Consider the following 26,367-nt stretch of genomic DNA (forward strand, 5'->3'; position numbering starts at 1 on the left):
TTCCTCAGCTCTCTCGCCGTTCGGCACCGGCCCGCAGCCGTGCGCGCAGCGCCTCGGGCGTCCACTCCTCGCGGACCGCCCGCCGGACGATCTCCGCCTGCGAGGGCGGGGCCAGACCGTCGACCGGCGGGTCGCTGTCGAGGTTGGTGGGGAAGGGGTAGCCCTCGGTGCTCGCGGCGATCACGTGGTCCAGCCACTCCTGGTCGGCGCCCTCGGCCTTGCGCCTGAGCAGGACGGGATACACCGCGTTCGCGACGGCCTCCCGGTCCACCGTCTCCATCGCCCGCCCGAACGCGGACGACACCTGCAGCAGGTTGGCCATGCGGCGGACGTCCGCCGAGCGGTTGGTGCCGGCGGCGTGGAAGAGGGCCGGGTTGAAGAACACCGCGTCGCCCTTGGCGAGCGGCAGCTGCACGTGCCGCGCCTCGAAGTACGCCCGGAACTCCGGCAGCCGCCAGGCCAGATAGCCCGGCTCGTACTTCTGCGAGTGCGGCAGGTACAGCGTCGGCCCCGACGCGACCGGCATGTCGCAGTGCGCGACCGCGCCCTGGAGGGTCAGCACGGGGGAGAGGCGGTGCACGTGCGCCGGGTAGGCGGCGGCCACCTCGTTCGACAGGAAGCCCAGGTGGTAGTCGCGGTGCGCAGTCTGGGCGGCACCGCCCGGGTTGACCACGTTGAGCTGGGAGGTCACCTGGTAGCCCGGACCCAGCCAGGCGGTGGACACCAGGGCGAGGATGTCGTTGGCGTAGTAGTCGGCGAACGTCTCCGCGTCGTACAGGGCGGCCTTCTCCAGCGCGTTCCACACCCGGTCGTTGGCGCCCGGTGCGGCGAAGTGGTCACCGGCCGCCGCACCCGAGGCGCGCTGCTCGGCGATCAGCGCCTCGAAGACGACGGTGGCCCGGTCCACGACGTCCGGGTCGGGGAAGGCACCGCGGAAGACGACGATGCCGGGGCCGTCGGCGAGGGCCCGCACCAGCTCGGCCTGGACCACGCGGTCCCCTTCGAGCAGCGCGGAGTCGTAGACCGGCACGTTCCGCTCCACGGCGGAGGCGTGCGGATAGTCGGCGGGGTCTGTGGCCTGCTCGACCAGAGCGCGGAACGCGTCGAGATCGCAGTCCTGTTCGGACAGCCAGGCACGGTGGGTCAGGGAAAGGAAGGACATCGTCGTCCCTTCGGGGTCACGGAGCGACGCAGCCCTGCCATTCTTGTCAGTACAAACCCCTCGAACAACCGGCAGCGAGCCATCAAAAACCCCTCAAGGAGGCGGCGCATGGGCCACCCCTTCCCCATCCGGGAGATCGCACGACAGGCGGGGCTGAGCGAGGCCACCGTCGACCGTGTCCTGAACGGCAGGGGAGGCGTGCGCGAGAGCACCGCGCGCGAGGTCCACCAGGCCATCGCCGACCTCGACCGGCAGCGCACCCAGGTCCGGCTCGTCGGCCGGACGTTCATGGTGGACATCGTGATGCAGGCGCCCGAGCGCTTCACCACGGCGATCCGCGCCGCCCTGGAGGCCGAGCTGCCCGCCTTGCATCCGGCGGTGCTGCGCTCCCGCTTCCACTTCCGCGAGACCGGCCCGGCCGGGGGGCTGGTGCGGATCCTGGACCGGATCGCCCGGCGCGGTTCGCAGGGCGTGATCCTCAAGGCCCCGGACGTCCCCGAGGTCACGGCCGCGGTCGCCCGGCTCGCCGCGGCCGGCATACCGGTCGTGACCCTGGTGACCGACCTGCCGGCCAGCGCCCGGCTCGCCTACGTGGGCATCGACGACCGGGCGGCGGGCGCGACGGCCGCCTATCTGACGGGCCAGTGGCTGGGCGACCGCCCGGGCAACGTCCTCACCAGCCTCAGCAGCGGCTTCTTCCGCAACGAGGAGGAGCGGGAGATGGGCTTCCGCGGCGCCATGCGCGCCCGGCACCCCGAGCGGAGGCTGGTGGAGATCGCCGAGGGGCAGGGCCTGGACGCCACCCAGTACGACCTCGTCCGGGCGGCTCTGGAACGCGACCCGGGCATCCGCGCCGTGTACTCGATCGGCGGCGGCAACATCGCCACGCTGCGGGCGTTCGAGGACCTCGGCCGCGAGTGCGCGGCGTTCGTCGCGCACGACCTCGACCACGACAACACCCGGCTGCTCCGCGAGCACCGGCTGTCCGCCGTCCTCCACCACGACCTGCGCCAGGACGTGCGCGAGGCCTGCCACACCGTCATGCGCGCGCACGGCGCCCTGCCGCCGGCGGGCCCGACGCTGCCGTCGGCGATCCAGGTCGTGACGCCGTACAACATGCCTCCGCAGGCGGCCGTGTGATCCGGGCGCGCGACCGGGCGTGGGTCCCGGTGGGGTACGGCCGCGGCCCCTACCGTCGGGCCCATGTTCACCTCGCGCCCGGACGGCGGACCTGAGCGGCTGGTGGCCCTGGTCGACGGCGTCTTCGCCATCGCCCTCACCCTGCTCGTCCTGGACCTCTCCGTGCCCCGGGAACTCGATCCCGCCGCGTACCGCGCGGCCCTGCGCGAACTGCTCCCGGACCTCGGTGCGTACGCGCTGAGCGTCTGGGTGCTGGGCAGCTACTGGCGCGACCACCGCCGCATCTTCCAGGACGTCCGCGAGATCGACGGACAGGTCATCGGCCTCTCCATCGCCGGCCTGGGCGTCGCGGCCCTCGTGCCCTTCCCGACCCGGCTGCTCGCCGAGTACGGCGACCTGCCCGTGTCGGTCGCCGTCTACGCGGGAGCGGTCGCCGCGCTCGGCGCCTGCCATCTGGCGGTGGCCGCCGTCCTGGCCAGACGCCCCTGGCTGCGCCACGACAGGCCCTCCCCGGCGGCGACCACGCTCCACCTCCTCGACAGCGCCGTGATCGTGGTGGTCTTCCTCATCACGGTCCCGCTGGTCTTCGTGACCGGCCCGGCCCTCATGTGGATGTGGCTCGTCCTCATCCCGGCCAAGGCCTATCTGGGCCACCGCCTGGAAACCGCACCGGCTGGAGGGGGCCCCGCACGGTAGCCCGGAGACGGGGCCCGGTCCGCGACTGGTCCGGGGCAGCGAGTACACCGACACCTGGCTCCCCACCGACGCCCCCGGACCTGGCCGGCCGACCCCGGGCGCCGCGCCACGTCACGGCAAGACGCGTCAGCGCACCGCCCCGGCGTGGCACCCCCCCGGCCCGCCTCACGCCGGGGCGGGCACCTCCGCCCATGTGCCGCTCCCCACCGACCGCGCCATCGCGTCCAGCACCGCCGCGCTGCGCACCGCGTCCGTGAGCGTCGCGCCGTGCGGGGCGCCCTCGGCGACCGACCGCAGGAAGCGGTACGCCTCGACGACCTTCAGGTCGTCGTACCCCATGGCGTTGGCCGCGCCCGGCTGGAACGCGGCGAACTCGCCGTCGCCCGGGCCGACGTAGACCGTGCTGACGGCCTGGTCCTGGTACGTCGTGCCGCGGCTGACACCCAGCTCGTTCATGCGGCGGAAGTCCCAGAACACGGCGCCCTTCGTGCCGTGCACCTCGAAGCCGTAGTTGTTCTGCTCGCCGACGGAGACCCGGCAGGCCTCCAGGACCCCGCGTGCCCCCGAGGCGAAGCGGAGCAGACAGCTGACGTAGTCCTCGTTCTCGACCGGGCCGAGTTCCCCGCCCGCGGCGCGGCTGTGGCCCTCCGTCGCTCCGGTCGGACGGGCCCGCTCCGGCAGGAAGATCGCCGTGTCAGCCGCGAGGGACGTGATGTCGCCGAGCAGGAACCGGGCCAGGTCCACGCCGTGCGAGGCCAGGTCGCCCAGGACCCCGCTGCCGCCCCGCTCCCTTTCGTAGCGCCATGTCAGCGCGCCCTCGGGATGGGCGGCGTAGTCGCTGAACAGCCGGACGCGGACATGCGTGACCCTGCCCAGCTCTCCGGAGGCGATCAGCTCGCGGGCGGTCTCGACGGCGGGCGCGTTGCGGTAGTTGAAGCCGACCGTGCCCTGCACGCCCGCCCTCGCCACCGCGTCCGCCACGGCACCGGCGTCCCCGGCGGTCAGGCCCACCGGCTTCTCGATCCAGACGTGCTTGCCTGCCTCGGCCATGGCGACGCCCATCTCGCGGTGCAGGAAGTTCGGCGCGGTGATGCTGACCGCCCGCACCCGGGGGTCGGCGGCCACCTCGCGCCAGTCACGCGTCGTCGAGGCGAACCCGAACTGCGCGGCGGCCTCCTCCGCCCGGCCCGGCACCTCCTCCGCGACCGTCACCAGCTCCGGGACGAGGGGCAGCCTCGGATAGTGGTGCCGCACGCGCGCGTACGCCTGGGTGTGCACCCGCCCCATCCAGCCGAATCCGATGACGGCGACGCCGAGCGTGTCCACCATGAGAGCCCCTCTTTGGACCGTTCCACAACTTGTCCAGCCCACCCTGGGCGCGGTTTCACCGGGCTGTCAAGCCTTTGACAAGCGCCCGGCTCCCATGGAACGGTCCATGCCATGACCAGACCGCCGACGATCCGGGACGTGGCCGAACGGGCCGGTGTCTCCAAGTCGCTGGTCTCGCTGGTGCTGCGCGGCTCCGATCAGGTGCGCCCCGAGAAGCGGGACGCCGTGATGCGGGCCGCCGAGGAGCTCGGCTACCGGCCCAACGCCGCCGCCCGCAGCCTCAGCGAGCGGCGCAGCCTCCCCCGAGCTCTCGGCTCCGCTCGCGCAGGGGGGACCCCCATGGTCGGCGTCCTCCTCAACGACCTGCGCAACCCCTGGTTCGTCGACCTCCTGGACGGCCTCGACTCCCTGCTGCACGCGCACGGCCTCCACATGCTGCTGGCCGACGCCCGCCTCAACCGCCGCACCGGCCAGAGCCCGGCCGATCCGCTGCTGCACCTGCGCGTCGACGGCCTGGTCGTGGTCGGCACGCTGCCCGACCCGGCGGCCCTCGGGCCGGTGGCCGAGCGGATCCCGGTGGTGCTCGCGGGCTCCCGCGAACCAGCCCCGCCCGGCGTCGACGTCGTCGCGGGGGACGACGAGCGGGGCGCCGGGCTGGCCACCGAACACCTGATCGGACTCGGGCACCGCCGCATCGCGCACATCGCGGGCTACGGCGTCGTGGGGGAGCTGCGGCGCCGCGGTTTCGAGGCGACGATGCGCCGGCACGGGCTCGCCGACCGGGCGGTGGCCGAACCGGGCGACATGACCGAGGAGGGCGGCTACCGGGCGACCGTCCGGCTGCTCAGCCGCCCCGAACGGCCCACCGCCGTCTTCGCCGTCAACGACATCACCGCGATCGGCGTGCTCTCGGCGGCCGAGGAGATGGGGCTGCGCGTCCCGCGCGACCTGTCCCTCGTCGGCTACGACAACACGAGCATCGCCCGTCTGCGGCACGTGTGGCTCACGACGGTCGACAACACGAGCCACGAGATCGGCCGCCGCGCGGCCCGCTGCCTTCTGGAGCGTCTGGAAGGCGGCGGCGGAGCGGGACGGCTCGACCTGACCGCGCCCACCCTGGAGACCAGGGGGTCGACGGCGTCTGCGCCCGACCGCTGAGCGGATCCGTCCCCAGCCCGCTCTCCGTCAGAGGTTGATCGCGTACGCCTTGCGCAGGGTCTCGTGCACCGTCCAGGTCGTACGGTCACCCTCGCGCAGGACGGCCATGTCGCCGGGCCGGACCGTGAGGGTCGGGCCGCCCTCGACCTCGATCGTCGCCGACCCGCTCATCACGACGAACAGTTCGTCGGCCTCGGTGTCGGTGACCACGCCGGGCGTGATCTGCCAGACGCCCCGCACCTGTCGGCCGTCCTCCGACTCCCAGACCACCTTGCCGGTCACCTCGGGCGTCCCGGAGACGATCTGCTCGGGCGCGAGAGGCTCCGGTTCGAGCTCGGCGTCGGGGATGTGGAGTACGAAGCTGTGCGTCATACGGCCGACCCTAGCCGGGGGGAGCGGGGGAGCGGCCCCGACAGAGTGTGGGGCGCCGACGGGGCCGGGCGGACACAACGTCTCGCCGGACGCCGCGGCCGGCCACGCACGCACCGACGGCCCGCATGCGGCGAACGAAATCGCTGACAATCTTGTGTGGCTGGATCTGGGTTCGACAGGCACTCATTCAGGGAGGGCAACGCATGCCGACTCAAGCCCGTCCGGGCACCGGGGAGCAGGCCAAGCAGCACGCGCTCGCGCAGCTGCGGCAGACGATCCGGGGCTTCACCGCCTTCGCCCTGGCGGGCGTGTCCCGCATGGTCTTCATCGGCCTGGCCGCCCTCCGCGGTGCGCGCGGGGCGCCGGAGGACAGCGCGGGGCGGGCCCTCGTCGGCGCGCACGGAACGAGCGCGCCGTCCCAGGGGGGCGTGTACGGACACCGGCCGGCGCATCCGCGCGCGACCGGTGTCCAGGCGTGCGGTACGCCCCTGCCGGACGCGCCCCTGGAGCCCGCTTAGGGTGTGTGGCATATGCCGGGGAAGCGGAGGCCCCGGGCCATGAGCGCGACAGGGGTCAGAGGTGAACAAGGCGGGGGAATGGTGCGGCCGGCGGACCGAGGCGGTCAGGGGTGGCGTCACGGCGCTCCTCGCCGTGGCGGCCTGCGCCGGACACGCCACCAAGGCGGACCTGCCCTGGTGGGCCGTCCTCGCGGTCGCCGTGTCGACGACGGGCCTGGCGGGCTGGAAGGGGGCACGCACCGGCGGACCGGGCGCACGGCGCCTCGAACCCCCGGACTCGATCCTCGGCGCGTGCGAACCCTCGACTCCCGCGGACCGGATTCTCGGCGCGTGCGAACCCTCGACTCCCGCGGACCGGATTCTCGGCACCTGCGCGCCCCCGCAGCCCCCGGCCGGGCACCCGCCGTCCCCAGGGCGCTGAGGCCGAGTGGCCGTTCGCCCATGCGGTAGGCTTGACCTGCGTGATCACGCGGGTCTCCCGCGCGAGCCACATCGGGACGTGGCGCAGCTTGGTAGCGCACTTGACTGGGGGTCAAGGGGTCGCAGGTTCAAATCCTGTCGTCCCGACAGATGAGGCAGCAGGCCGGAGGGCCGTACCGGACGGATCCGGTACGGCCCTCCGCCGTGTGGCGCGGGGACGCGCCGCTCGTGCGCGCGTGGCGTGGCCGAGGACGTCACCCACCCCCATGGGCGACGTCCTCGACCGCTCCCCCGGTGCCGGACTGTGGCTCAGGTGTCCGTGCGGCGGGACCGTGCCGTCACCAGCACACACCGCCGCCGTCTCGCCGGGACTCCGGGCGGAGTTCAGGCGGACACGGACGTGGTAGCGGCGGCCCTTCACGAGCCGGGCGCTGGTCGTGGCATTGTGCGGAGTCCCCCCGTCGTCCGGGCCGGCGAGGTAGCGCGGCTCCCCCTCGACCCGCTGGTCGACGCCCTGCCGGTCCGCGGCGCCACCGACGTGCCCCGGATGCTGACCTTCCGGGCGGGCGAGGTGACCGTGGACGTCGAGGTGACGGCGCATGGCCTGATGGGCCAGCTGCTGCCGCCGCAGCCGGCCAGGATCGAGGTCCTCGGCGGACCCCGCCCCGGCGCCCCGCTCACGGCCGACGACCTGGGCCGCTTCACGGGCGGGGCGCCGCCGTCGGGCCCGTTCGCGCTGCGGCTGCGCACGGGCGGGGACGTGGTCGTGACGGAGTGGCTGCGGGCCTGGGTCCACACCTGACGGACGGGGGCGCGCCCGGCCCGGCGTCCTCCGGCCGGTGCCGCCTCAGGTGGACACCGCGTCGACCAGGCCGGCCAGCGCACCGGCGAGTCGCTCCAGCCCGGCTCCGGCGGGACCGCCCGGCTCGGTCATGTAGGTGTCCCGGCGGATCTCCACCATGAGCGCGTGCACCTCGCGGCGCTGTCCGTGGAACTCCAGCGGCACGTACGCCCCGCTGAACGGGCTGTCGAGCCCGGTCTCCCCGAACGCCCCGCGCGCCGCGGCCAGCAGTCCGGCCGGGGTGTGGAAGGGGTCCGTGCCCAGGCAGACCGCGGGCCGGGGCCCGTCGCCGTGGAGTTCGTAGGGCAGCCGCCTGCTGGGGTACGAGTGCACGTCGATGATCACGGCCCGCCCGGTGGCCGCCAGCCGGTCCGCCACGGCCCGCGTCATCGCCCGCGCGTACGGCAGGAAGAAGCGCTCGACGAGCGGGCCGGCCTCGAAGTCGCCGGGCCGCAGCACCTCGCCGTGCGTGGTCCGCGTGTACACCGCGCCCATCCCGACGGCCCGCATCTCCTCCCGCTCGTCGGGGAACCGCTCCGGGTCGACGACCAGCCGCGACAGCCGGTTGACGAACCGCCACGGCGTGACGCCGGCCAGGCCGGCCGCAGCCCCGGCGATCCGGGAGGTGTGTGCGTCGGTGATGTGGTCCAGCTCCCGCGCCAGTTGGTCGTCGTCGAGCACGATCCCCGCGCGGACGTCCCTCGGTATCTCCCACGCGGAGTGCGGCACGTGCAGGATCACCGGGGAGTCGGCGGCACCCGGCAGGAGTGCGAAGGACGGATCGTCGGACGTCGGCATCGGGTGGCTCCGGGGGTGTCGTCCAGAGGGTGGGTCGGAGGATCCCGCCCGCGTCCGCCGGCTCGCGGGCGCGGACGGGGAGGAACTGGTCACCACGCGGGAGGGGCGAGGGCGGCCCGGGGTGCGCCCGGACACCGCTCCGCCCCGGCCGGGCGTGCTGCCGGCCGGGGCGGAGTCGGTGGACCGAGGGGGTCCGGAGCGTCAGCTCAGGGACGCCAGGGCCTCGTTCCACGTGGTCGACGGGCGCATGACCTCCGCGGCCTTCGCCGGGTCGGGCTGGTAGTAGCCGCCGATCTCGGCCGGCTTGCCCTGGACGGCGGCCAGCTCCTCGACGATCTTCTGCTCGTTCGCGGCGAGCGTCTCGGCGAGCGGGGCGAAGGCCTTCGCCAGGTCCGCGTCGTCGGTCTGCCTGGCCAGCTCCTGCGCCCAGTACAGGGACAGGTAGAAGTGGCTGCCGCGGTTGTCGATGCCGCCGACGCGCCGGGTCGGGGACTTGTCCTCGTTGAGGAAGGTCGCCGTGGCGCGGTCGAGGGTGTCGGCCAGCACCTGGGCGCGGGCGTTGCCCGTCACCTTGGCGAACTGCTCCAAGGACGGCACCAGCGCGAAGAACTCGCCCAGGGAGTCCCAGCGCAGGTAGTTCTCCTTGACCAGCTGCTGCACGTGCTTGGGCGCCGAGCCGCCGGCCCCCGTCTCGAACAGGCCGCCGCCCGCCATCAGCGGGACGACCGACAGCATCTTGGCGCTGGTGCCCAGCTCCAGGATGGGGAACAGGTCGGTCAGGTAGTCGCGCAGCACGTTGCCGGTGACCGAGATGGTGTTCTCGCCGCGGCGGATGCGCTCCACCGACAGCTTCGTCGCCTCGACGGGGGACAGGACGCGGATGTCCAGGCCCTCGGTGTCGTGCTCCGCCAGGTACGTCGTGACCTTGGCGATCAGGTTGGCGTCGTGGGCGCGCGTCTCGTCCAGCCAGAACACCGCCGGGTCGCCGGTGGCGCGGGCGCGCGTGACGGCCAGCTTCACCCAGTCCCTGATCGGGGCGTCCTTGGTCTGGCAGGCGCGGAAGATGTCACCGGCCGAGACGGCCTGCTCGATCAGCGCGGTGCCCTTCTGGTCGACCAGACGGACCGTGCCCGTGGTGGCGATCTCGAAGGTCTTGTCGTGGCTGCCGTACTCCTCGGCCTTCTGCGCCATGAGGCCGACGTTCGGCACCGTGCCCATGGTCGACGGGTCGAAGGCGCCGTTGGCCTTGCAGTCCTCGATCACGGCCTGGTAGACGCCCGCGTAGGAGGAGTCCGGGATGACCGCGAGGGCGTCGTGCTCCTGGCCGTCCGGGCCCCACATGTGACCCGAGGTGCGGATCATCGCCGGCATGGAGGCGTCGATGATGACGTCCGACGGGACGTGCAGGTTGGTGATGCCCTTGTCGGAGTCGACCATCGCCAGCTCCGGGCCCTCGGCGAGCTCGGCGTCGAAGGAGGCCTTGATCTCGGCGCCCTCCGGCAGGGCGTCCAGGCCCTTCCAGATGCCGCCCAGGCCGTCGTTCGGGGTCAGGCCGGCCGCGGCGAGCTTGTCGCCGTACCGCGCGAACGTCTTCGGGAAGAAGGCGCGCACCACGTGACCGAAGACGATCGGGTCGGAGACCTTCATCATCGTCGCCTTCAGGTGCACCGAGAACAGCACGCCCTGGGCCTTGGCCTCGGCGACCTGCGCGGTCAGGAACTCGCGCAGCGCGGCGACGCGCATCACGGAGGCGTCGACGACCTCACCGGCGAGGACCGGCACGGACTCGCGCAGCACGGTGGTGGTGCCGTCGTCGCCGACGAGCTCGATGCGCAGCGTGCCGTCCTCGGCGATCACCACGGACTTCTCGGTGGAGCGGAAGTCGTTCTCGCCCATCGTCGCCACGGCCGTCCCGGACTCGGCGGACCAGGCGCCCATGCGGTGCGGGTGGGACTTGGCGTAGTTCTTGACCGAGGCGGGGGCGCGGCGGTCCGAGTTGCCCTCACGCAGGACCGGGTTCACGGCGGAGCCCTTGACCTTGTCGTAGCGGGCGCGGATCTCGCGCTCCTCGTCGGTCTTCGGGTCGTCCGGGTAGGCGGGCAGTGCGTAGCCCTGGCCCTGCAGCTCGGCGATCGCGGCCTTCAGCTGCGGGATGGACGCCGAGATGTTCGGCAGCTTGATGATGTTGGCGGCGGGCGTCTTGGCCAGCTCGCCGAGCTCCGCGAGGGCGTCCGGGATGCGCTGGTCCTCGGTCAGGTACTCCGGGAACACGGCGATGATGCGTCCGGCCAGCGAGATGTCGCGGGTCTCCACAGGTACGCCCGCCTGCGAGGCGTACGCCCGGACCACCGGCAGGAAGGAATACGTCGCCAGTGCGGGGGCCTCGTCAGTGTGCGTATAGATGATGGTCGAGTCAGTCACCGGGTGCTCCGCTCCACGTCTGCAACATTGCTCGACATCAAGATATCTCGTGGGCGACCTCGTCTCGACAGGGGTCCGCGACCGGTTTCACGCAACCGATCGACCCGGCGTGGCCGGTGGCCGTCCGGTACGCACCGAGCGGCTCGGCGGCGACCGGGCCGGGTACACCTGCCGCCCCCGCTCGCCCATCGCCACGAGGTGGTGCGGATCACGGTCGGCGACTACGCGATCGAGGAGCGGCAGGGCCCGCACGGCCTGCCGCCGCGGGACGTCGTCCCCACGGCCCGGGCCGCCGACGCTGGCGCCCGCGCTCCCCCCGGCCCCGGTGGAGTGGGTCGAGCAGCGGCTCGGGGTGTACCCCTTCGAGACGTACGGCCTGCTGCCCTGTCGCCTCCGGGGTCTCCGGCCAGGACCTCACCGGCTTCCTGCGGGAGGGGCTGTACGCCACCAGGACGCCGAGGATGCCGGGGCACCCGGACGGGACCGTGACACCGGCGACGGCGTCCCCGTCGGCACCGCGTGACCGCAGGGACGCCCGCCCGCACGACAACTCCGCGACGCTGTAACGCCGCCGGGTCCGGTGCGGCTCAGTCGAGTGCGGCTCAGTCGAGCCGGGCGGAGCTGAACTCGCCCGGCTCGACCCCGCCGGTCCGTTGCTGAGGGATCACCGAGACCCCGCCCTGCTGGAGCGTCACCGTCCGTGCCGGGGCGGGGATGCGGATGCCCTCCGCGCGGTAGCGCCGGTGCAGCCGCTTGATGAACTCGTGCTTGATCCGGTACTGGTCGCTGAACTCGCCGACGCCCAGGACGACGGTGAAACCGATGCGGGAGTCGCCGAAGGTGTGGAACCGGATGATCGGCTCGTGGTCCGGTACCGCGCCCTCGACCTCGGTCATCGTCTCGGCGATGACCTCGTTGGTCACCCGCTCCACGTGCTCCAGGTCGCTGTCGTAGGCCACGCCCACCTGCACCAGGATCGTCAGCTGCTCCTCGGGGCGCATGAAGTTGGTCATGTTCGCCTGCGCGAGCTGGCCGTTGGGGAGCACGATGAGGTTGTTGGACAGGTTGCGGATCGTCGTCTGACGCCAGTTGATGTCCTCGACGTAGCCTTCCTCGCCGCTGCTGAGCTTGATGTAGTCACCGGGCTGGACGGTCTTGGAGGCGAGGATGTGGATGCCCGCGAAGAGGTTCGCGAGGGTGTCCTGCAGCGCCAGCGCGACCGCCAGGCCGCCGACGCCGAGAGCGGTGAGCAGCGGGGCTATGGAGATGCCCAGCGTCTGGAGCACCACCAGGAAGCCGATCGCCAGGACCAGGATCCGGGTGATGTTGACGAAGATCGTGGCCGACCCGGCGACCCCCGACCGGGACTGGGTCACCGAGCGCACCAGCCCGGTCACCACGCGGGCCGCCGACACCGTGGCGACGAAGATGAGCAGCACGGTGAGCACCTGGTTGGTGGTGTGCTGCACCGTGCGCGTCAGCGGCAGCGCCGCCGCAGCGCCCGCCGCGCCGCCCACGACCGCGGCCCAGGGCACCACGGCCCGCAGCGCGTGCACGATGACGTCGTCGCCGCTCCAGCGGGTGCGGTCGGCGTGCCGGCCCAGCCAGCGCAGCAGGACGCGCAGCGCGAACGCCGCCAGCAGGCCGGAGCCCAGGGCGATGCCGGCGAACAGCAGATCGTCCACGGTGAGTGCCCGGTTCACCGGTCACCTCCCGGGATCGCGACCGCGGCGAACGCCGTCGCCGGCCGCCGGATGTGAAGTTTCGTCACGTCGTCACCTGCTTGTCTCCGGGATGTCCGTCGGTGCCCGACCACCCTGACCAGCGGCCGACACGGTCGTTCATCCTGCCGCATCCCGCACGGAGTTCCGTACCGGAGCGGACGGTGTGCGCCCCGTGGGGTGCTGCACACCGTGTGTGGTCACCCCGCGCGCGTCACGGGTCCGTGAACGTCCCGTGCCGGCCCGCGCCGGAGGCGAACCGGGCGGCGCCCCGCAGGCTTTCGGCCAGGACGGCCGAGCCGCGCCGGAACTCGCCGTCCAGCGGGGCCGGTTCGTCCAGGCCGTCCTGGTCCAGGACGGAGGCCCGGTCGGCGCGCAGGCAGGACTGCGGGAACCGGGCGAGGGCGGCGGCCGGTTCCTCCGCCGCGGCGCGGGCCCGGCCGGGCTTACGACCCGGTCGACCAGCCCCATGGCGTGGGCCTCGGGGGCGGCGACGGGGCGGCCCGTGAGGATCAGGTCGAGCGCGCGGCCCGTGCCGATGAGCCGGGGGAGGCGTACCGTGCCGCCGTCGATCAGGGGCACACCCCAGCGGCGGCAGAACACGCCGAAGACGGCGTCCTCCTCGGCGACCCGCAGATCGCACCAGAGGGCCAGTTCCAGACCGCCGGCCACCGCGTGCCCGGCGACGGCGGCGATCACGGGCTTGGACAGCCGCATCCGGGTCGGTCCCATCGGGCCGTCGCCGTCCGGCTCGGCCCGGTTGGCGCGCTCGGTGCCGAGCGCCTTGAGGTCGGCCCCCGCGCAGAACGTGCCGCCCTCGCCCCACAGCACCGCGGCGAGCGCCTCCTCGTCCGTCTCGAACTCCCGGAAGGCAGAGGCCAGTTCCGAGGCGGTCGGGCCGTCCACGGCGTTCCGCGCCTCCGGGCGGGAGAGCACGACCGTGGTCACGGGTCCCTGACGCTCGACGCGCACCGGCATGGTGAAGTCCCTTCCGGGTGAGGCACCCGGCACGCTAGGCCCGGTCAGATCACCTTCAGCCGCACCAGGGCCGCGAGCGTCAACGCGCCCGGCAGCAGCGGCAGCCAGACCGTGACGACCCGGAACGCCAGCACCACGGCCGTGGCCACCGCGGCCGGGCCGCCCGCCGCCACCAGCGCCACGACCAGGGCCGCCTCCACCGAGCCGATACCGCCCGGCGTGGGCACCAGCGCCACCGCGACCGTCGCCGCCAGGTATGCCACCGCCATGTGCGCGGCCGGTACGTCCAGTCCCAGCGCCCGGCCCACCAGCACCAGCACGGACGCCTGCAGCGCCGGGAAGGCGAGCGAGCCGCCCCACAGGGCCAGCGCCCGGCCCGGGCGGGTGTGCACCGAGCGCGCCTCACCGAGGGCCGTGCGCAGGAAGGACACCAGGGCCGAGCGCACCCGCCGCACGAGGACCAGCACGGCCACCGCGGCCACGACCAGCACGCCCGCACCGGCCAGCAGCGGGCCGAACGCCGCCTCCGGGACCAGCGCGCCGAGCCGCAGCGCCCCGGGGAACGCCAGCAGCAGAGCGCCCAGCAGGGCCACCCGGCCCACGCTCTCCGCCAGCAGGTACAGCGCGAGGGCGGCCGAGGAGCGGGCCAGCGGCAGACCGCACACCGTCATGAACCGCAGGTTGACGGCGCTCGCGCCCAGCCCCGTCGGCAGCAGGTGGTTGGCCGCGCCCGCCGCGAACTGCGTGGCCAGCAAACGCCGTCGGGGCAGCCGCTCGACGACCGCGCCCTGCCGGGTGCAGGACGCGGCGACCCACGTCAGACAGGTCGTACCGGCCGCGGCCAGCAGCCACGGCCACTCGGCGGTGCCGAGGTGCGCGAAGCCCTCGGCGAGCACCGAGCGGTGCCGCACCGCGACCACGGTGACGAGCAGGAGCGGAAGCAGGCACAGGATCCGCCGCAGGAGGCGGACCGGGACGCGGCGGGGGAGTCGTCCCGGACGGACGTCGGGCCGGATGCTGTCGGGGAGTTGGACCGCTGTCACGTCCGCAGAGGATGCCCGGCCCGCGCCAACGGCGGGTTGCGGGAGCGGGGCCTGCGGATTGCACGCGGTGAGCGGCTGCGTGGGAAGCGTCATCGGGGCCTTTGCGCGGGAAACGGGGAGAGGGGGATCGGGCTGATTGTGCGGTATGGCGGCGAAATGTGCGAGAGCGCCTTGACCTCGACGTCGCTTGAGGTCTTACGTTCGCTCCCATGAGCATGGAGACCACAGCGTGGACCCAACTGCACAGCGTCATGAACGCCCAGTCGGAACACCGCCCCTTCGCCCTGGCGACCCTGCGCCGCATCGGCGCGTTCGCCCGCCCGCACCGGCGCCGCATCGCCCTCTTCGTCCTCCTCGGCATCGGCACCGCCCTGCTCGCCGTGGCGACGCCCGTCCTGGCCGGGCGCGTCGTGGACGTGATCGTCTCGGACGGAGACGAGGCCACCGTCGTACGCCTGGCCCTGCTCATCGCGCTGATCGCGGTGGCGGAGGCGGCGCTCGGCATCCTCGGACGCAGGCTCTCGGCGACGCTCGGCGAGCACCTCATCCTCGATCTGCGCACCGCCGTCTTCGACCATGTGCAGCGCATGCCGGTGGCGTTCTTCACACGTACTCGTACGGGCGCCCTCGTCTCCCGACTCAACAACGACGTCATCGGCGCCCAGCGCGCGTTCAGCAACACCCTGTCCGGAGTGGTCAGCAACCTCGTCACGCTGCTGCTCACCCTTGCCGTGATGCTCACCCTGTCCTGGCAGATCACCCTGCTCGCGCTGGTGCTGCTGCCGGTGTTCGTGATCCCGGCCCGGCGCATGGGCAGCCGGATGGCCCGGATGCAGCGGGAGGCGGCGACGCTGAACGCGGCGATGGGCACCCGGATGACCGAGCGCTTCTCCGCACCCGGCGCCACCCTCGTCAAACTCTTCGGACGGCCCGAGGAGGAGTCGCGCGAGTTCGCCGAACGAGCCCGCCGGGTCGCCGACATCGGCGTGCGCACGGCCACCGCCCAGGCGACCTTCATCACCGCCCTCACCCTGGTCTCCTCCCTGGCTCTGGCCCTGGTCTACGGCCTCGGCGGCTACCTCGCGCTGCGCGGCACGCTGGAGGCGGGCGCGGTGGTGTCGCTCGCGCTGCTCCTGACCAGGCTGTACGCGCCGCTGACGGCGCTCGCCGGGGCGCGCGTCGAGGTGATGAGCGCCCTGGTGAGCTTCGAGCGGGTCTTCGAAGTGCTCGACCTCAAGCCGCTCATCGAGGAGAAGCCGGACGCCCGCGCGGTGCCCGAGGGGCCCGTGGCGGTCGAGTTCGACGGGGTCCGCTTCGGCTACCCCGCCGCCGACAAGGTCTCCCTGGCGTCCCTGGAGGAGGTCGCGACCCTCGACGGGCGGGGCGGCGAGGAAGTCCTGCACGGCGTCTCCTTCCGCGCCGAACCGGGCCAGACCGTGGCGCTCGTCGGCTCCTCCGGCGCCGGCAAGTCGACCGTCGCGCAGCTGCTGCCACGCCTGTACGACACCGACGAGGGCGCCGTCCGCGTCGGTGGCGTCGACGTCCGCGACCTCACGGCACGGTCCCTGCGGCAGACCCTCGGCATGGTGACGCAGGACGGGCACCTCTTCCACGACACCGTCCGCGCCAACCTGCTGCTCGCCCGGCCCGGCGCCGCGGAGGCCGAGCTGTGGGACGCCCTGCGCCGGGCCCGCCTCGACGACCTCGTCCGCTCCCTGCCCGACGGCCTCGACACCGTCGTCGGCGAGCGCGGCTACCGCCTGTCCGGGGGCGAACGCCAGCGCATGACCATCGCCCGCCTGCTGCTGGCCCGCCAGCGCGTCGTCATCCTCGACGAGGCCACCGCCCACCTCGACAACACCTCCGAGGCCGCGGTCCAGGAGGCCCTCACCGAAGCCCTCGCGGGCCGCACCGCGATCGTCATCGCCCACCGCCTGTCCACCGTCCGGGCGGCCGACCAGATCCTCGTGGTCGAGGCCGGCCGGATCGTGGAACGGGGCACGCACGAGGAGTTGCTGGCGGCGGGGCAGCGGTACGCGGAGCTGTACCGGACCCAGTTCGCCGGAGAGCCGGCCGCCGCGGCGGAAGAGGTCGCGGAGCCCGCGTGAACACCCGCCCGGGCCGGCCCGTATCCCTCTCGAGTGCTCCAGCCCGCAGCCCGCCCCCGGAGAGGCGACGCGTCCCAGCAGCAACCGCTCGTACGATCCAGCCGCCGGACCCCCACCCGCCGGCACCGTGCCGCCGCCGCGGCCGGCGCCCTGGCCGTGCTTCCCCTCCTCACCGCCTGCGGCGGCGGTGCCGCGTCACCGAGCGTGTCCGCCGCTCCCGCCGCCGGGGTCGTCGCACCGGCGAAGGTGGAGGTGATCGCCGGCCTGACCGGCTGCACGGCGAGGATCCGCACCGAGGCGGACGAACTGCGCGAGGGCGTGTGCCGCACCCCGAAGGGCGACTACCTCATCACCACCTTCCCCGAGGAGAGACTCAAGGAGACCCGGCTGGAGTCGGCGGCCGTCAACGGCGGCACGTACCTCGTCGGCATGCGCTGGGTGGTCAGCGCCGAGCCGGACCTGCTCGAACCCCTGCGCGCGCGACCGGGCGGCACGATCCGGAAGCTGCGGGGCGTCGGGCCCGGGCCGCGGTGACCACGGCCTGCCGGCTCCCTTTCGGTTTCCGCTGGTGGACGTCATGATGGTGCGACCCGGCACATGACCCGCCCCACCGTGTGCCGGCATGGAGGAGCGGGTTCACAGTCCCAGGGACTGCGGTGACGGTGGCGGAAGGAGCGGCCCCATGACCGCAGGCAGCGACACCCCGGGCGCGATCGAGGTCCTCGTGGTCGACGACGACTTCAGGGTGGCCGGGGTCCACCGCGCGTTCGTCGAACGCGTCGAGCCGTTCCGCGTCGTCGGCGTGGCGCACACCGGCGCCCAGGCGATCGAGGCCGTGGAGGCGCTGCGTCCGGACCTCGTCCTGCTCGACCTGTACCTGCCCGACCTCTTCGGCCTCGACGTCATCCCCCGGCTGCGCGCGGCCGGCCACGACTGCGACGTCATGGTCATCAGCGCCGCCCGGGAGACCGACACCGTACGCGGTGCCGTGCGCCGCGGCGTGGTCGACTACCTCCTCAAACCGTTCGACCTGGAGGCACTGCGCTCCCGTCTGCAGCGCTACGCCGCCCGGCGCGGCCGGCTGCTGACGACGGTGGTGCGCGGCCAGGCCGACATCGACCGGGTGCTGACCGGGGCGTTCGCGCCCGCGCCGTCCGCCGCCCTGCCCAAGGGCATGAGCGTGGAGACCGCCGAACTCGTCGAGCGGGCGCTGCGCGAGGCGGAGGGCACGCTGTCCGCCTCCGAGTGCGCCGCACTGACCGGCGTGTCCCGCGTCAGCGCCCGCCGCTACCTCGCGTACTTCCACAGCACCGGCAGCGCCGAGGTGTCCCTGCGCTACGGGGCCGCCGGGCGGCCGGAACGCCGGTACGGCTGGCGGGCGTGACCTCACGGCCGACGCCCGGCGTTCGAGGGCGGCCGTCCGGGCCGCGGCAGCCCACCCGGTAGCCTGGGTGCTGAACGCGCCGGCCATCGCACGGGACGGGGAGGCACCGGGGTGCTGCACATCATCGAGCGTGAGGGCGACCGCGTCGTGGCGCAGCTGCCCGAGGACGTCGACCTCTACACCACGCCCTCGGTGGTCACGGCGGTGAACGCGATCATCGACTCGGGGTGCCGCCACCTGGTGCTGGACGCGTCGCACACCCTGCACATGGACTCCACCGGCGTGAGCGCCCTGGTGGGCTGGTACCAGCGGCTGGACGCGCTCGGCGGCTCGGTCAGCGCCGTCGGACTCCACGACGGTCTGCTCCGCATGTTCGGTGTGCTCGGGCTCGACACCGTCATGTCGCTCAAGCCCGGACCGACCGCGACGGCCTGACCCCCGAGTTCCCGTCACCCCGCGGGGGTGTCGCGCGCCGCGTGCTCCGGCTGGTGCACCGGGACCAGCGCGGCGAGGCCCGAGACGGTGAGCACCGGCGCCAGCAGAGGCGGCACCACCAGTTCCAGACCGGCGCTGCGGGCGAACAGGACGTTCAGGCCCGCGCTGTCGAGATACTCCACCCCCGTCAGATCCAGGACGACGGTCCCGCGGACCTCGTCCAGGGCCTTTGCCAGCTCGTGGGCGTTGCTCTGGTCGATCTCGCCGACGACTGTCAGCACGGCCGTGCCGTCGGCACGCCGAGCGGGGGAGAGGGTGAGTGGACTGGTCATCGATCGGTCCTCGTCTGCATCTCGACGACGGTGCCGTCAGGGCCCGGCGTAATGGTGACCTGCCGCATCAGCGCCCGCATCAGCTTCACGCCGCGACCGCGGTGCAGGTTCTGCTCGGGCCGGGGGTCCTTCCAGCGGCCGGTGTCGGCGACGGTGACACACAGGTCGTGGGTGTGGGCCCGGCCGCTCAGCCGGATCGTCCCCCCGGGGCTGTCGCGGTGCCCGTGCTCTATGGCGTTGGCGCACGCCTCGCCCGCCGCGACCAGGACGTTCTGGACGATGTGCCGGGGGAGCGCGCACTGGTCCAGCCAGTCCCGCAGCGCCTTGCGCACCACGCCGAGCTGCGCGGATCGAGCCGGGAACTCGACCTCCAGCGGCACGGGGTGGTGGTACAGCAGAAGCGCCACGTCGTCGGTGTAGCCGCCCTCGGGTTCGAGCTGCCGCATGATCCGCGAGGCCAGTTCCTCCACCCCGGCGTCCCGGCCTTCCTGCACGGCCCGGCCGGCCTCTTCCATGCCGTCGGCCAGGGAGCGGCGGCGCCGCTCGACCAGACCGTCCGTGTACAGCAGCAGGGTGCCGCGGCCCGGCACCGTGCACGAGGCCTGCGGCCGCTCCCGCCCGGGGCGGACCGCCAGCGGCAGGGCGCGGCCCTCCTCCAGCAGCCGGACGGTGCCGTCCGGCAGGGCGAGGATCCCCGGCGGGTGCCCCGCGCTCGAATAGACCAGCCGCCCGGTGGCCGGCTCCAGGACACCGCAGAACACGGTCGTGCACACGGCACCGGGAACACCCGCGGCGAACTGGTCCAGCGCCATGAGGGTGCGCGCCGGGTTCGGCTCCTGCAGCAGCAGCGCCCGGCACGCGCTGCGCAGTTGCCCCATGACGCTGGCCGACTCCAGACCGTGGCCCACGCAGTCGCCGACGACGATGCCGATGCGGCCGTCGGGCAGGCTCACCGTGTCGTACCAGTCACCGCCGACCTCCAGCGGCCGGGTGGCAGGCTCGTAGCGCACGGCGAAGCCGGCGGGCAGCCGGGAGGGGCCCAGGATGGCGCGTTGCAGCGCGATGGCCGTCTCGCGCTGCTGGTCGATCTGGTGGACGCGGACCAGCCCCTGCGCGAGGTGACCCGCCAGCAGGGTCAGCAGCAGCTGGTCCTCGCCGGTGAAGGGCCGCCGTTCGCCCAGGTCCACCCAGAGCGCCAGCGGACCCTCGGGGTGCCCGAGGAGGATGCCGGCCCCGCCCTTGGTGGTGACGGGTGCCAGCATCGGCTCCCGCCCCAGCTGTTCGAGGAAGCGCCGCCCGCCGTCGGGGAGGGACGTCCACGTCACGGACGGATCGGTGGCGGTCACCACCGGTTCGCCGCGCGGGCCGAGGACCGCCGCCAGCACGCTCCGCGCCCGCCACAGCTCCTTGAGCTGGAACAGCGCGCCGACGAGCGCCTCGGTCAGACCTGCGGCCTCCGACAGCCGCGTGCTGAGGGCCGCGAGCGCGGTGTCCCGCTGGACGGCGAAGTGCTCCGCCGTCACGTCCCGGAAGGTGCCCACCGCCCTGTGGCGCCCGGTGTCGGAGTCCTCCACCGTGTTGAACGTGGCGCTCACCCACAGCCGATGACCGTCACGGTGCCGCACGGGTATCGTGAGGTTCTTCCGCGCCCCGCTCGTCATCGGGTCGAAAGCGGCTCTGACCTGCTTGTACGCATCGGGGTCCGTGTCCGCGTCGGGCCACCACGGATGCACGGGGCCGTACGGAAGGCCCTCGACGGAGTAGCCGAGCATCTCGCTGAACGCCGTGTTGATCTCGATGACCGCCCCTTCCTCGTCACAGACGAAGAAGGCCTCCTGCAGCGAGTCGATCAGGGCGGTGCGCCACCGCAGGTGATGGGTGCGCAGCCGTGCCAGTCCCACGTTCGCGCGGACCCGGGCCAGCAGCTCGGCGGCGGCGAACGGCTTCACGAGGTAGTCGTCCGCTCCCGCCTGCAGGCCTTCGATGGACGCCTCCTGACCGGCGCGGGCCGACAGCAGCAGCACGGGTATCGACGCCGTGCGCGGTTCCGAACGCAGTGCCGCGACCAGCGCGAGGCCGTCCAGGCCCGGCATCATCACGTCGCTGACCACCAGCTCGGGCGGATCGGCCCGTACGGCGTCCAGAGCGCTCGTCCCGTCGGTGACGGTCGTCACCCGGTATCCGGCCCCCGTCAGCAGACGCTGCAGGTACTCGCGCATGTCGGCGTTGTCGTCCGCGACCACCACCCGCGCGTCACCCACGACGGCCAGAGCGCCTTCGGGCGCCTGCCGCGCGGCCGTCACCGCGGGGGACGAGCCGTCCGGCAGCCAGCGCAGCGCCTCCTGCACGAACGGGTCCGGGGACGAGACGGGAGCCGGGTCCGCGGGCACGTCCCCGGTGGGCAGGGGCGCGGCGGCGAAGGGCAGCCGGACGGTGAACGAGGAGCCCCGCCCCTCGGTGCTGTCCGCGGTGATCGTCCCGCCGTGCAGGCCCACCAGCTCCTTGACGAGGGCCAGGCCGATCCCGCTGCCCTCGTGGGACCGGGACCGCGCGCTCTCGATCCGGTGGAACCGTTCGAACAGTCTCGGCATCTCCTCGGCGGGCACCCCGATACCGGTGTCGGAGACGGTGACCTCGGCCCGGCCGTCCTCCGTGCGCACGGCGACGCGGATCGTGCCGTCGAAGGTGAACTTCAGCGCGTTGCTGAGCAGGTTCAGCACCACCTTCTCCCACATGCCGCGGTCGAGGTGCACGGGCCGGTCCAGCGGCGGGCAGTCCACCTCGAAGGCCAGCCCGGCCTTCTCCACGGCGGACCGGAAGACGCTCGCCAGCTCGGCGGTCACCGCGGCCAGATCGACCGGTTCGTAGACCGCCCGCATACGGCCCGCCTCGATGCGTGAGAAGTCCAGCAGCGCGTTGACCAGCCTGCCCATCCGCAGCCCGTTGCGGCGGACGGCCTCCAGCTCCGCCCGCAGCCCCGGGTCGTCGCCCCGCCGGGCGAGCAGCTCCTCCACCGGCCCCATGATCAGGGTGAGCGGGGTGCGGAACTCGTGACTGATGTTGGAGAAGAACGCGGTCTTCGCCCGGTCCAGCTCGGCCAGTTCCTCGGCCCGGCGCTGCTGCGCCGCGTAGCTGCGAGCGCTGCCGATACCGGCCGCCAGATGATGGGCGACCAGTTCGACGAAGCCCCGGTAGGTGTCGTCCGGCGGACGGTACCGGTTGAGGCCGGCCACCAGGAAGCCGTACGGCGAGTCGCCCTGCCGCGGCAGCGGCACCACCAGAGCCTGAGCCGGGGGCCGTGGCCAGGACCCGGCGGGCAGGTCGTCGAACGCAGGGCCGTCCAGGTCCACGAGCACGTTCTCGCCCCGGGCCGGCCGCCCCGCCGGCCACACGGCCGCGGGGTCGTCGCTCCGCACGACCGGCGGCGCGGCCGGATGCCCGGCCGCGATCCCGGTGGAGACGGACAGGCGCGCCGAACCGTCGTCCTGGAAGAGGTAGGTGCAGGTGAACGGCAGGTCCTGCGGATTGCGCGCGAGCTGGCGGGCGGCGAAGTCCAGCGTCTCCGGCTCGGTGCGCGCCACACCCGGGTCGGAGCCCAGATCGCGCAGGGTGGCCATACGCCGGTCACCGACGATCCTCGTGGTCTCCTCGCTGACCACGCACAACATCCCCACCACCACGCCGCAGTCGTCCCGCAGCGGACTGTAGGAGAAGGTGTGGTACGTCTCCTCCGGGTATCCCGACCGTTCCAGGAACAACAGCAGACCCTCGTCCCAGGTGGCCTGTCCCGTGGCCAGCACGGTGGCGATCCGGGGGGCGGCGTCGTCCCAGACCTCGGCCCACACCTCGCGGGCGGGTCGGCCGAGCGCCCAGGGGAACTTGCGGCCCAGGGTGTCGCGGCGGTAGGCGTCGTTGCAGAAGAACGTCAGCTCCGGTCCCCACGCCATCCACATGGCGAAACGCGACGACAACAGGGTGCTCACGGCCGTTCTCAGACTCTGGGGCCAGCCGTCCGGCGGGCCCACGGGGGTGCCGGTCCAGTCGACGGCGGCGAGCGCCGCGCCGACCACGTCGTCGGCGGAGAAGACGTCGGCACGGGCCGGGGGTCTGCGCTCCGCGTCGTCCCGTCCGGCCATGAACAGCTCCCTCGCTCCCGGTGCCCACCGGACCGCGCTCACGCGCGCGGCCCCGCACCTCCTGCTGGTGCCCGCGAGACCGGGGCCTGCACCTCCTGACGAGCACGTCGTCGCGCCCGGCCCCTCGGCGTGGGCCAAGGGTACGGGTGTCCGCCGGGGAGCGAGCGGCCATGGTGACCGACGGACCGTCCGTCACGTACGGTGCCACTCCGGGCACCGGCCCCCGGACCGGCCGGCAGCGACCCGCGCCGGAGCGGCGCGTGACCGGGGCCGACCACGTCTCCGCGGCCCACCGGCCGGGTCGGCATGCTTGCGCCGGGCGCTTTCGGGACATACGACGGGCGGGGAAGGGACCGTGGCCGGGCCGCGGGTGCCACCCGGACCCGGCCCGCCCCGACTCCACGAGCCTGTGCCGGCGGGCGCAGAGGCCGACATGACGGCAGAGGTGAACGACGTGTGACGCGGGAGACGCACGGCCGGGACGGGGCGGGGTGCCGACGGCACCCGCACCGGCGGCAGGGCGACGGCACGACCCGGCGCGGCGGATCGGCGCGGTCCTGCACTCCCGGGAGACCGACTGAACCCGCCGGCGTACGCGCACCGGCCGTGATGCGCCCGGTGCATCCGATCGCGGGCACGGGACCGAAGTGCCGGTATCCGCCCTGTCGGCCGATCGGCATCCGGAGGTGTGACCATGACCGAAAGCTGCTCCCGCCGGGGTGGGGAGGGGGAGCTGCCGTGCGGGGCGACGGCGGAGACCGGGACGCACCTCGAGGCCTCCTGCGCCCGCGCTGCGCTGCTGCCGCGTATCGGAAAGTTGCAGCAACTTGCAGGCATGGTGGAGATTACTCGTGCATGACAAGTGTAAAGAGTGTGCGCGCTCCCCGTCACTCCGCGGCCGCCACCGTCCCCGGCCGGCGCCGGTCGGCCGGCCGCCGACCGGCCCGGGGGCCGGCGGCGGTCGATCCGCGGACCACCAGCTCCGGCATGAGGACGAACTCGGTGCGCGGCGGCGGCGCGCCGCCCATCTCCTCCAGCAGCGCGTCCACGGCGACCTGCCCCATCGCCCTGACGGGCTGTCTGACGGTGGTCAGGGGAGGGTCGGTGAAGGCGATGAGCGGTGAGTCGTCGAAGCCGACGACGGAGAGGTCGCCGGGAACCGCGAGACCTCTCTGCCGTGCGGCCCGGACGGCCCCGAGGGCCATCATGTCGCTGGCGCAGACGACCGCCGTGCAGCCCACGTCGAGCAGTGCGGACGCCGCGGCCTGGCCGCCCTCCAGGGAGAACAGCGAGTGCCGCACCAACCCCTCGGACTCCCGCGCCGGCAGTCCGAGGAACTCGCCGAGGGCCGCGCGGAAACCCTCGATCTTGCGTTGCACGGGCACGAAGCGCTCCGGCCCGAGCGCGAGCCCGATCCGGTCGTGCCCCAGCTCGGCCAGGTGCACCACCGCCAGACGCATGGCGGCCCGGTCGTCCGGAGAGACGAAGGGCGCCTCGATCCGGGGGGAGAACCCGTTGACGAGCACGAAGGGCACGCGCCGCTCACGCAGCCGGTCGTACCGTGCGGTGTCCGCGGTGGTGTCGGCGTGCAGGCCGGAGACGAAGACGATGCCGCACACCCCGCGGCTCACGAGCATCTCCGTCAGCTCGTCCTCGGTCGAACCGCCCGGTGTCTGCGTGGCCAGCACGGGGGTGTAGCCCTGGCGCGTGAGCGCCTGCCCCATCACCTGGGCCATCGCGGGGAAGATGGGATTGTCCAGCTCCGGTGTGATCAGGCCGACCAGTTCCGTGCGGCGCTGCCGCGGCGGGTGCGCGTAGTCCAGCGCGTGGAGGGCGGTGAGCACGCAGTCGCGGGTGTCCTTGGCCACGCCGCGGCCGCCGTTCAGCACGCGGCTGACGGTGGCCTTGCTGACGCCCGCCCGGGCTGCGATGTCAGCGAGCCGCGTGGTCATGGCAGCGTACTTTACCGGCCATCCGCCGCCGTGCCCACCGCGTGCGGAATCGCCGGGACGGGCGGAAGTGCCAGCACCCCTGGCGTGAGATCGCCGGCGTGGTCGGGTTCCACAACACCGCGGGCGGTGCGGCGGTGAACGACTGGTGGGACGACCTCAACACCGCCATCGCCTTCGGCCGCGGCGGCAAGCCCTACGTCGTGATCAACCGCGAGTCCGGCTCGCTGAACCGCACCTTCCAGACGTCGCTGCCCGTCCGCACCCACTGCGACCCAGAGCGGCAAGCCCGTCACGGTGAACGGCTCCGGGCAGTTCACCGCCACCCTCGACGCCGACACGGCGCTCCTCCTGCAAGCTGGGGCGGCCAGCCGCACCGACGCGGGCGTGGGCAGTCCGGCTGAGGACCCGGCGCCTCGTTCGGCGTCAGCGCCTTCACGGCCTGGGGCGAGAACATCTACGTCACCGGTGACAAGGCCGCGCTGGGCAACGGGAACCCGGCCGACGCGCTCAAGCTCGACCCGGCGGCCTACCCCGTCCGGAAGCTCGACGTCGCCCTCCCGGCCGGCACCTCCTTCGCGTACAAGTACCTCCGCAAGGACGCCTCCGGCAAGGTCACCTGGGAGAGCGGAGCCAACCGCGCCGCGACCGTCCCGACCGCTGGCGGGACGCTGCTGAGCGACGCCTGGCGCAGCTGAACCACCACAGCGCCCTGCCGTAGCCCCCACTCCGCCCGGTTCGCCCCACGAGGGTGAACCGGGCGGTCCGCTGTGTGCCCTGCTCCGGGAAGGCCTGCTCCGCGGAGGCCTGCTTCCCTGAAGGGCGGCTGCTTTTCGCCGTTTCACGGCCCGCCACCCCCACCGGCTCGCCTTCGTCTGCCGACGGCAGGACGCGCCGGTGTCAGGAGTAAGTCCAGCCACTTCATCCGGGCGAAACCGGCCCAGGCTCGGCTCAGACGCCCGTGAAAGCGGTTGTGCAAGGGTCTGAAACTTTCCGCAAGTCTTTTCATGGCGTGTCGAGCCCGGCATACGCTGTGGGCGTTCGTTCACCAAGTGAAGGGAAGCGGTGCGATGAAGCCGTTCATGCGTTCAACTGTCATGGCATGTGCGGTCGTTCTGGCCGTGGCGACACCCGGCGCGGCGGCCCGGGCGGAGACGCGCGAGGTTCCGGAGGACCGGCGGAGCGCGCCCGAGTGCGTCCACTTCACCACGGGCTGGCGCTACACCTTCGTCACCAACGACTGCGCCGACCCGCACACCGTGAAGGTCGAGTACCGCGACGGAACCGCCGTGCCCTGCCGCATCGCGCCTCCCGGGGCCGTGATCACCTTCCCGGGGTACGGAACCCAGGGCAACGAGATCCTGGGCGTGGTCCTGTGCGACACCGGTGAGGGCGTCTGATCCCGGCGGCGACGCGGCGGACCGGT

General features: G+C 73.3%; 21 protein-coding genes, 1 tRNA gene and 2 pseudogenes. 13 read left to right on the forward strand and 11 right to left on the reverse strand.

Annotated features, from left to right (window positions below; all coding sequences use genetic code 11):
• Positions 1–4 precede the first annotated feature (4 nt).
• On the reverse strand, positions 5–1,162 hold the full coding sequence (locus tag ACFW6P_RS13590; RefSeq protein ID WP_386354671.1) for a phytanoyl-CoA dioxygenase family protein: 1,158 nt from the start codon (positions 1,160–1,162) through the stop codon (positions 5–7).
• Between the two features lie 108 nt (positions 1,163–1,270).
• Between ACFW6P_RS13590 and ACFW6P_RS13595 the strand changes: the two genes are divergently transcribed.
• On the forward strand, positions 1,271–2,302 hold the full coding sequence (locus tag ACFW6P_RS13595; protein WP_386423718.1) for a LacI family DNA-binding transcriptional regulator: 1,032 nt from the start codon (positions 1,271–1,273) through the stop codon (positions 2,300–2,302).
• A 63-nt stretch (positions 2,303–2,365) separates the two neighbouring features.
• Positions 2,366–2,998, forward strand: a complete 633-nt coding sequence (locus ACFW6P_RS13600; RefSeq protein WP_386354665.1) for a TMEM175 family protein — start codon at positions 2,366–2,368, stop codon at positions 2,996–2,998.
• Between the two features lie 165 nt (positions 2,999–3,163).
• On the opposite strand, the gene ACFW6P_RS13605 is transcribed toward ACFW6P_RS13600, so the two are convergent.
• Entirely contained in the window at positions 3,164–4,327 is a 1,164-nt protein-coding gene (locus ACFW6P_RS13605; RefSeq protein ID WP_386423720.1) for a Gfo/Idh/MocA family protein, read from the reverse strand.
• 111 nt (positions 4,328–4,438) lie between these two features.
• On the opposite strand from ACFW6P_RS13605, the gene ACFW6P_RS13610 reads away from it, so the two are divergent.
• Entirely contained in the window at positions 4,439–5,485 is a 1,047-nt protein-coding gene (locus tag ACFW6P_RS13610; RefSeq protein ID WP_386354659.1) for a LacI family DNA-binding transcriptional regulator, read from the forward strand.
• A 27-nt stretch (positions 5,486–5,512) separates the two neighbouring features.
• Here the strand turns inward: ACFW6P_RS13610 and ACFW6P_RS13615 are convergent, their stop codons facing one another.
• Entirely contained in the window at positions 5,513–5,857 is a 345-nt protein-coding gene (locus ACFW6P_RS13615) for a cupin domain-containing protein (RefSeq protein ID WP_386354656.1), read from the reverse strand.
• A gap of 203 nt (positions 5,858–6,060) precedes the next feature.
• On the opposite strand from ACFW6P_RS13615, the gene ACFW6P_RS13620 reads away from it, so the two are divergent.
• The 4 genes from ACFW6P_RS13620 (at position 6,061) to ACFW6P_RS13635 (ending at position 7,597) form a co-directional block, all read left to right on the forward strand.
• Entirely contained in the window at positions 6,061–6,375 is a 315-nt protein-coding gene (locus ACFW6P_RS13620; RefSeq protein WP_386354653.1) for a hypothetical protein, read from the forward strand.
• A 61-nt stretch (positions 6,376–6,436) separates the two neighbouring features.
• On the forward strand, positions 6,437–6,796 hold the full coding sequence (locus ACFW6P_RS13625; RefSeq protein WP_386423721.1) for a hypothetical protein: 360 nt from the start codon (positions 6,437–6,439) through the stop codon (positions 6,794–6,796).
• A 72-nt stretch (positions 6,797–6,868) separates the two neighbouring features.
• Positions 6,869–6,942 (forward strand) — tRNA-Pro (locus ACFW6P_RS13630).
• A gap of 157 nt (positions 6,943–7,099) precedes the next feature.
• Positions 7,100–7,597, forward strand: a complete 498-nt coding sequence (locus ACFW6P_RS13635; protein ID WP_386423723.1) for a hypothetical protein — start codon at positions 7,100–7,102, stop codon at positions 7,595–7,597.
• 45 nt (positions 7,598–7,642) lie between these two features.
• Here ACFW6P_RS13635 and ACFW6P_RS13640 read toward each other — a convergent pair whose 3' ends face one another.
• From ACFW6P_RS13640 to ACFW6P_RS13660, 5 genes and pseudogenes are all read right to left on the reverse strand, one after another.
• A complete protein-coding gene (locus tag ACFW6P_RS13640; RefSeq protein WP_386354647.1) occupies positions 7,643–8,434 on the reverse strand; it encodes an N-formylglutamate amidohydrolase in 792 nt (263 codons plus the stop codon).
• Between the two features lie 201 nt (positions 8,435–8,635).
• The gene (locus tag ACFW6P_RS13645; protein WP_386423725.1) at positions 8,636–10,855 is read right to left on the reverse strand and encodes an NADP-dependent isocitrate dehydrogenase; all 2,220 of its coding nucleotides are present in this window, start codon (positions 10,853–10,855) and stop codon (positions 8,636–8,638) included.
• Positions 10,856–11,457: 602 nt separating this feature from the next.
• Positions 11,458–12,558 carry a mechanosensitive ion channel family protein gene (locus ACFW6P_RS13650; protein ID WP_386354641.1) on the reverse strand — a complete coding sequence of 367 codons (1,101 nt, stop codon included), beginning with the start codon at positions 12,556–12,558 and terminating at the stop codon, positions 11,458–11,460.
• 232 nt (positions 12,559–12,790) lie between these two features.
• Positions 12,791–13,554, reverse strand: a pseudogene (locus tag ACFW6P_RS13655) (crotonase/enoyl-CoA hydratase family protein).
• Positions 13,555–13,598: 44 nt separating this feature from the next.
• A complete protein-coding gene (locus tag ACFW6P_RS13660; protein WP_386423758.1) occupies positions 13,599–14,498 on the reverse strand; it encodes a YbhN family protein in 900 nt (299 codons plus the stop codon).
• Between the two features lie 314 nt (positions 14,499–14,812).
• Between ACFW6P_RS13660 and ACFW6P_RS13665 the strand changes: the two genes are divergently transcribed.
• From ACFW6P_RS13665 to ACFW6P_RS13680, 4 genes are all read left to right on the forward strand, one after another.
• Complete coding sequence (locus ACFW6P_RS13665) at positions 14,813–16,705, forward strand: ABC transporter ATP-binding protein (RefSeq protein ID WP_386354684.1); 1,893 nt, start codon at positions 14,813–14,815, stop codon at positions 16,703–16,705.
• 33 nt (positions 16,706–16,738) lie between these two features.
• Complete coding sequence (locus tag ACFW6P_RS13670; RefSeq protein ID WP_386423726.1) at positions 16,739–17,239, forward strand: hypothetical protein; 501 nt, start codon at positions 16,739–16,741, stop codon at positions 17,237–17,239.
• A gap of 148 nt (positions 17,240–17,387) precedes the next feature.
• Entirely contained in the window at positions 17,388–18,089 is a 702-nt protein-coding gene (locus ACFW6P_RS13675; protein WP_386354636.1) for a response regulator, read from the forward strand.
• Between the two features lie 111 nt (positions 18,090–18,200).
• Positions 18,201–18,524 carry an STAS domain-containing protein gene (locus tag ACFW6P_RS13680; RefSeq protein ID WP_386354633.1) on the forward strand — a complete coding sequence of 108 codons (324 nt, stop codon included), beginning with the start codon at positions 18,201–18,203 and terminating at the stop codon, positions 18,522–18,524.
• Positions 18,525–18,538: 14 nt separating this feature from the next.
• Here ACFW6P_RS13680 and ACFW6P_RS13685 read toward each other — a convergent pair whose 3' ends face one another.
• From ACFW6P_RS13685 to ACFW6P_RS13695, 3 genes are all read right to left on the reverse strand, one after another.
• On the reverse strand, positions 18,539–18,856 hold the full coding sequence (locus ACFW6P_RS13685; protein ID WP_386354630.1) for an STAS domain-containing protein: 318 nt from the start codon (positions 18,854–18,856) through the stop codon (positions 18,539–18,541).
• A complete protein-coding gene (locus ACFW6P_RS13690) occupies positions 18,853–22,992 on the reverse strand; it encodes a SpoIIE family protein phosphatase (RefSeq protein WP_386423727.1) in 4,140 nt (1,379 codons plus the stop codon). Before ACFW6P_RS13690 ends, ACFW6P_RS13685 begins: the two co-directional genes overlap by 4 nt.
• An 887-nt stretch (positions 22,993–23,879) precedes the next feature.
• Complete coding sequence (locus ACFW6P_RS13695) at positions 23,880–24,944, reverse strand: LacI family DNA-binding transcriptional regulator (RefSeq protein ID WP_386354625.1); 1,065 nt, start codon at positions 24,942–24,944, stop codon at positions 23,880–23,882.
• Between the two features lie 56 nt (positions 24,945–25,000).
• Here ACFW6P_RS13695 and ACFW6P_RS13700 point away from each other — a divergent pair.
• Both ACFW6P_RS13700 and ACFW6P_RS13705 read left to right on the forward strand, forming a co-directional pair.
• Positions 25,001–25,639, forward strand: a pseudogene (locus ACFW6P_RS13700) (carbohydrate-binding module family 20 domain-containing protein); the annotation flags it as partial.
• 384 nt (positions 25,640–26,023) lie between these two features.
• Positions 26,024–26,341: an alpha-amylase gene (locus ACFW6P_RS13705; protein WP_386354622.1), complete on the forward strand. Its 318-nt coding sequence runs from the start codon at positions 26,024–26,026 to the stop codon at positions 26,339–26,341.
• Positions 26,342–26,367: the final 26 nt, after the last annotated feature.

The sequence above is a fragment of the Streptomyces sp. NPDC058741 genome (assembly GCF_042746715.1).
Taxonomy (GTDB): Bacteria; Actinomycetota; Actinomycetes; order Streptomycetales; family Streptomycetaceae; genus Streptomyces.

Excerpts from the sequence above, each read along its gene's own strand:
- ACFW6P_RS13600 (WP_386354665.1), top strand. The coding sequence starts at position 2,366 with ATGTTCACCTCGCGCCCGGACGGCGGACCTGAGCGGCTGGTGGCCCTG.
- ACFW6P_RS13690 (WP_386423727.1), bottom strand. The coding sequence starts at position 22,992 with ATGGCCGGACGGGACGACGCGGAGCGCAGACCCCCGGCCCGTGCCGAC.
- ACFW6P_RS13675 (WP_386354636.1), top strand. The coding sequence starts at position 17,388 with ATGACCGCAGGCAGCGACACCCCGGGCGCGATCGAGGTCCTCGTGGTC.
- ACFW6P_RS13590 (WP_386354671.1), bottom strand. The coding sequence starts at position 1,162 with ATGTCCTTCCTTTCCCTGACCCACCGTGCCTGGCTGTCCGAACAGGAC.
- ACFW6P_RS13695 (WP_386354625.1), bottom strand. The coding sequence starts at position 24,944 with ATGACCACGCGGCTCGCTGACATCGCAGCCCGGGCGGGCGTCAGCAAG.
- ACFW6P_RS13640 (WP_386354647.1), bottom strand. The coding sequence starts at position 8,434 with ATGCCGACGTCCGACGATCCGTCCTTCGCACTCCTGCCGGGTGCCGCC.
- ACFW6P_RS13620 (WP_386354653.1), top strand. The coding sequence starts at position 6,061 with ATGCCGACTCAAGCCCGTCCGGGCACCGGGGAGCAGGCCAAGCAGCAC.
- ACFW6P_RS13685 (WP_386354630.1), bottom strand. The coding sequence starts at position 18,856 with ATGACCAGTCCACTCACCCTCTCCCCCGCTCGGCGTGCCGACGGCACG.
- ACFW6P_RS13610 (WP_386354659.1), top strand. The coding sequence starts at position 4,439 with ATGACCAGACCGCCGACGATCCGGGACGTGGCCGAACGGGCCGGTGTC.
- ACFW6P_RS13595 (WP_386423718.1), top strand. The coding sequence starts at position 1,271 with ATGGGCCACCCCTTCCCCATCCGGGAGATCGCACGACAGGCGGGGCTG.
- ACFW6P_RS13705 (WP_386354622.1), top strand. The coding sequence starts at position 26,024 with ATGCGTTCAACTGTCATGGCATGTGCGGTCGTTCTGGCCGTGGCGACA.
- ACFW6P_RS13605 (WP_386423720.1), bottom strand. The coding sequence starts at position 4,327 with ATGGTGGACACGCTCGGCGTCGCCGTCATCGGATTCGGCTGGATGGGG.
- ACFW6P_RS13615 (WP_386354656.1), bottom strand. The coding sequence starts at position 5,857 with ATGACGCACAGCTTCGTACTCCACATCCCCGACGCCGAGCTCGAACCG.
- ACFW6P_RS13665 (WP_386354684.1), top strand. The coding sequence starts at position 14,813 with ATGGAGACCACAGCGTGGACCCAACTGCACAGCGTCATGAACGCCCAG.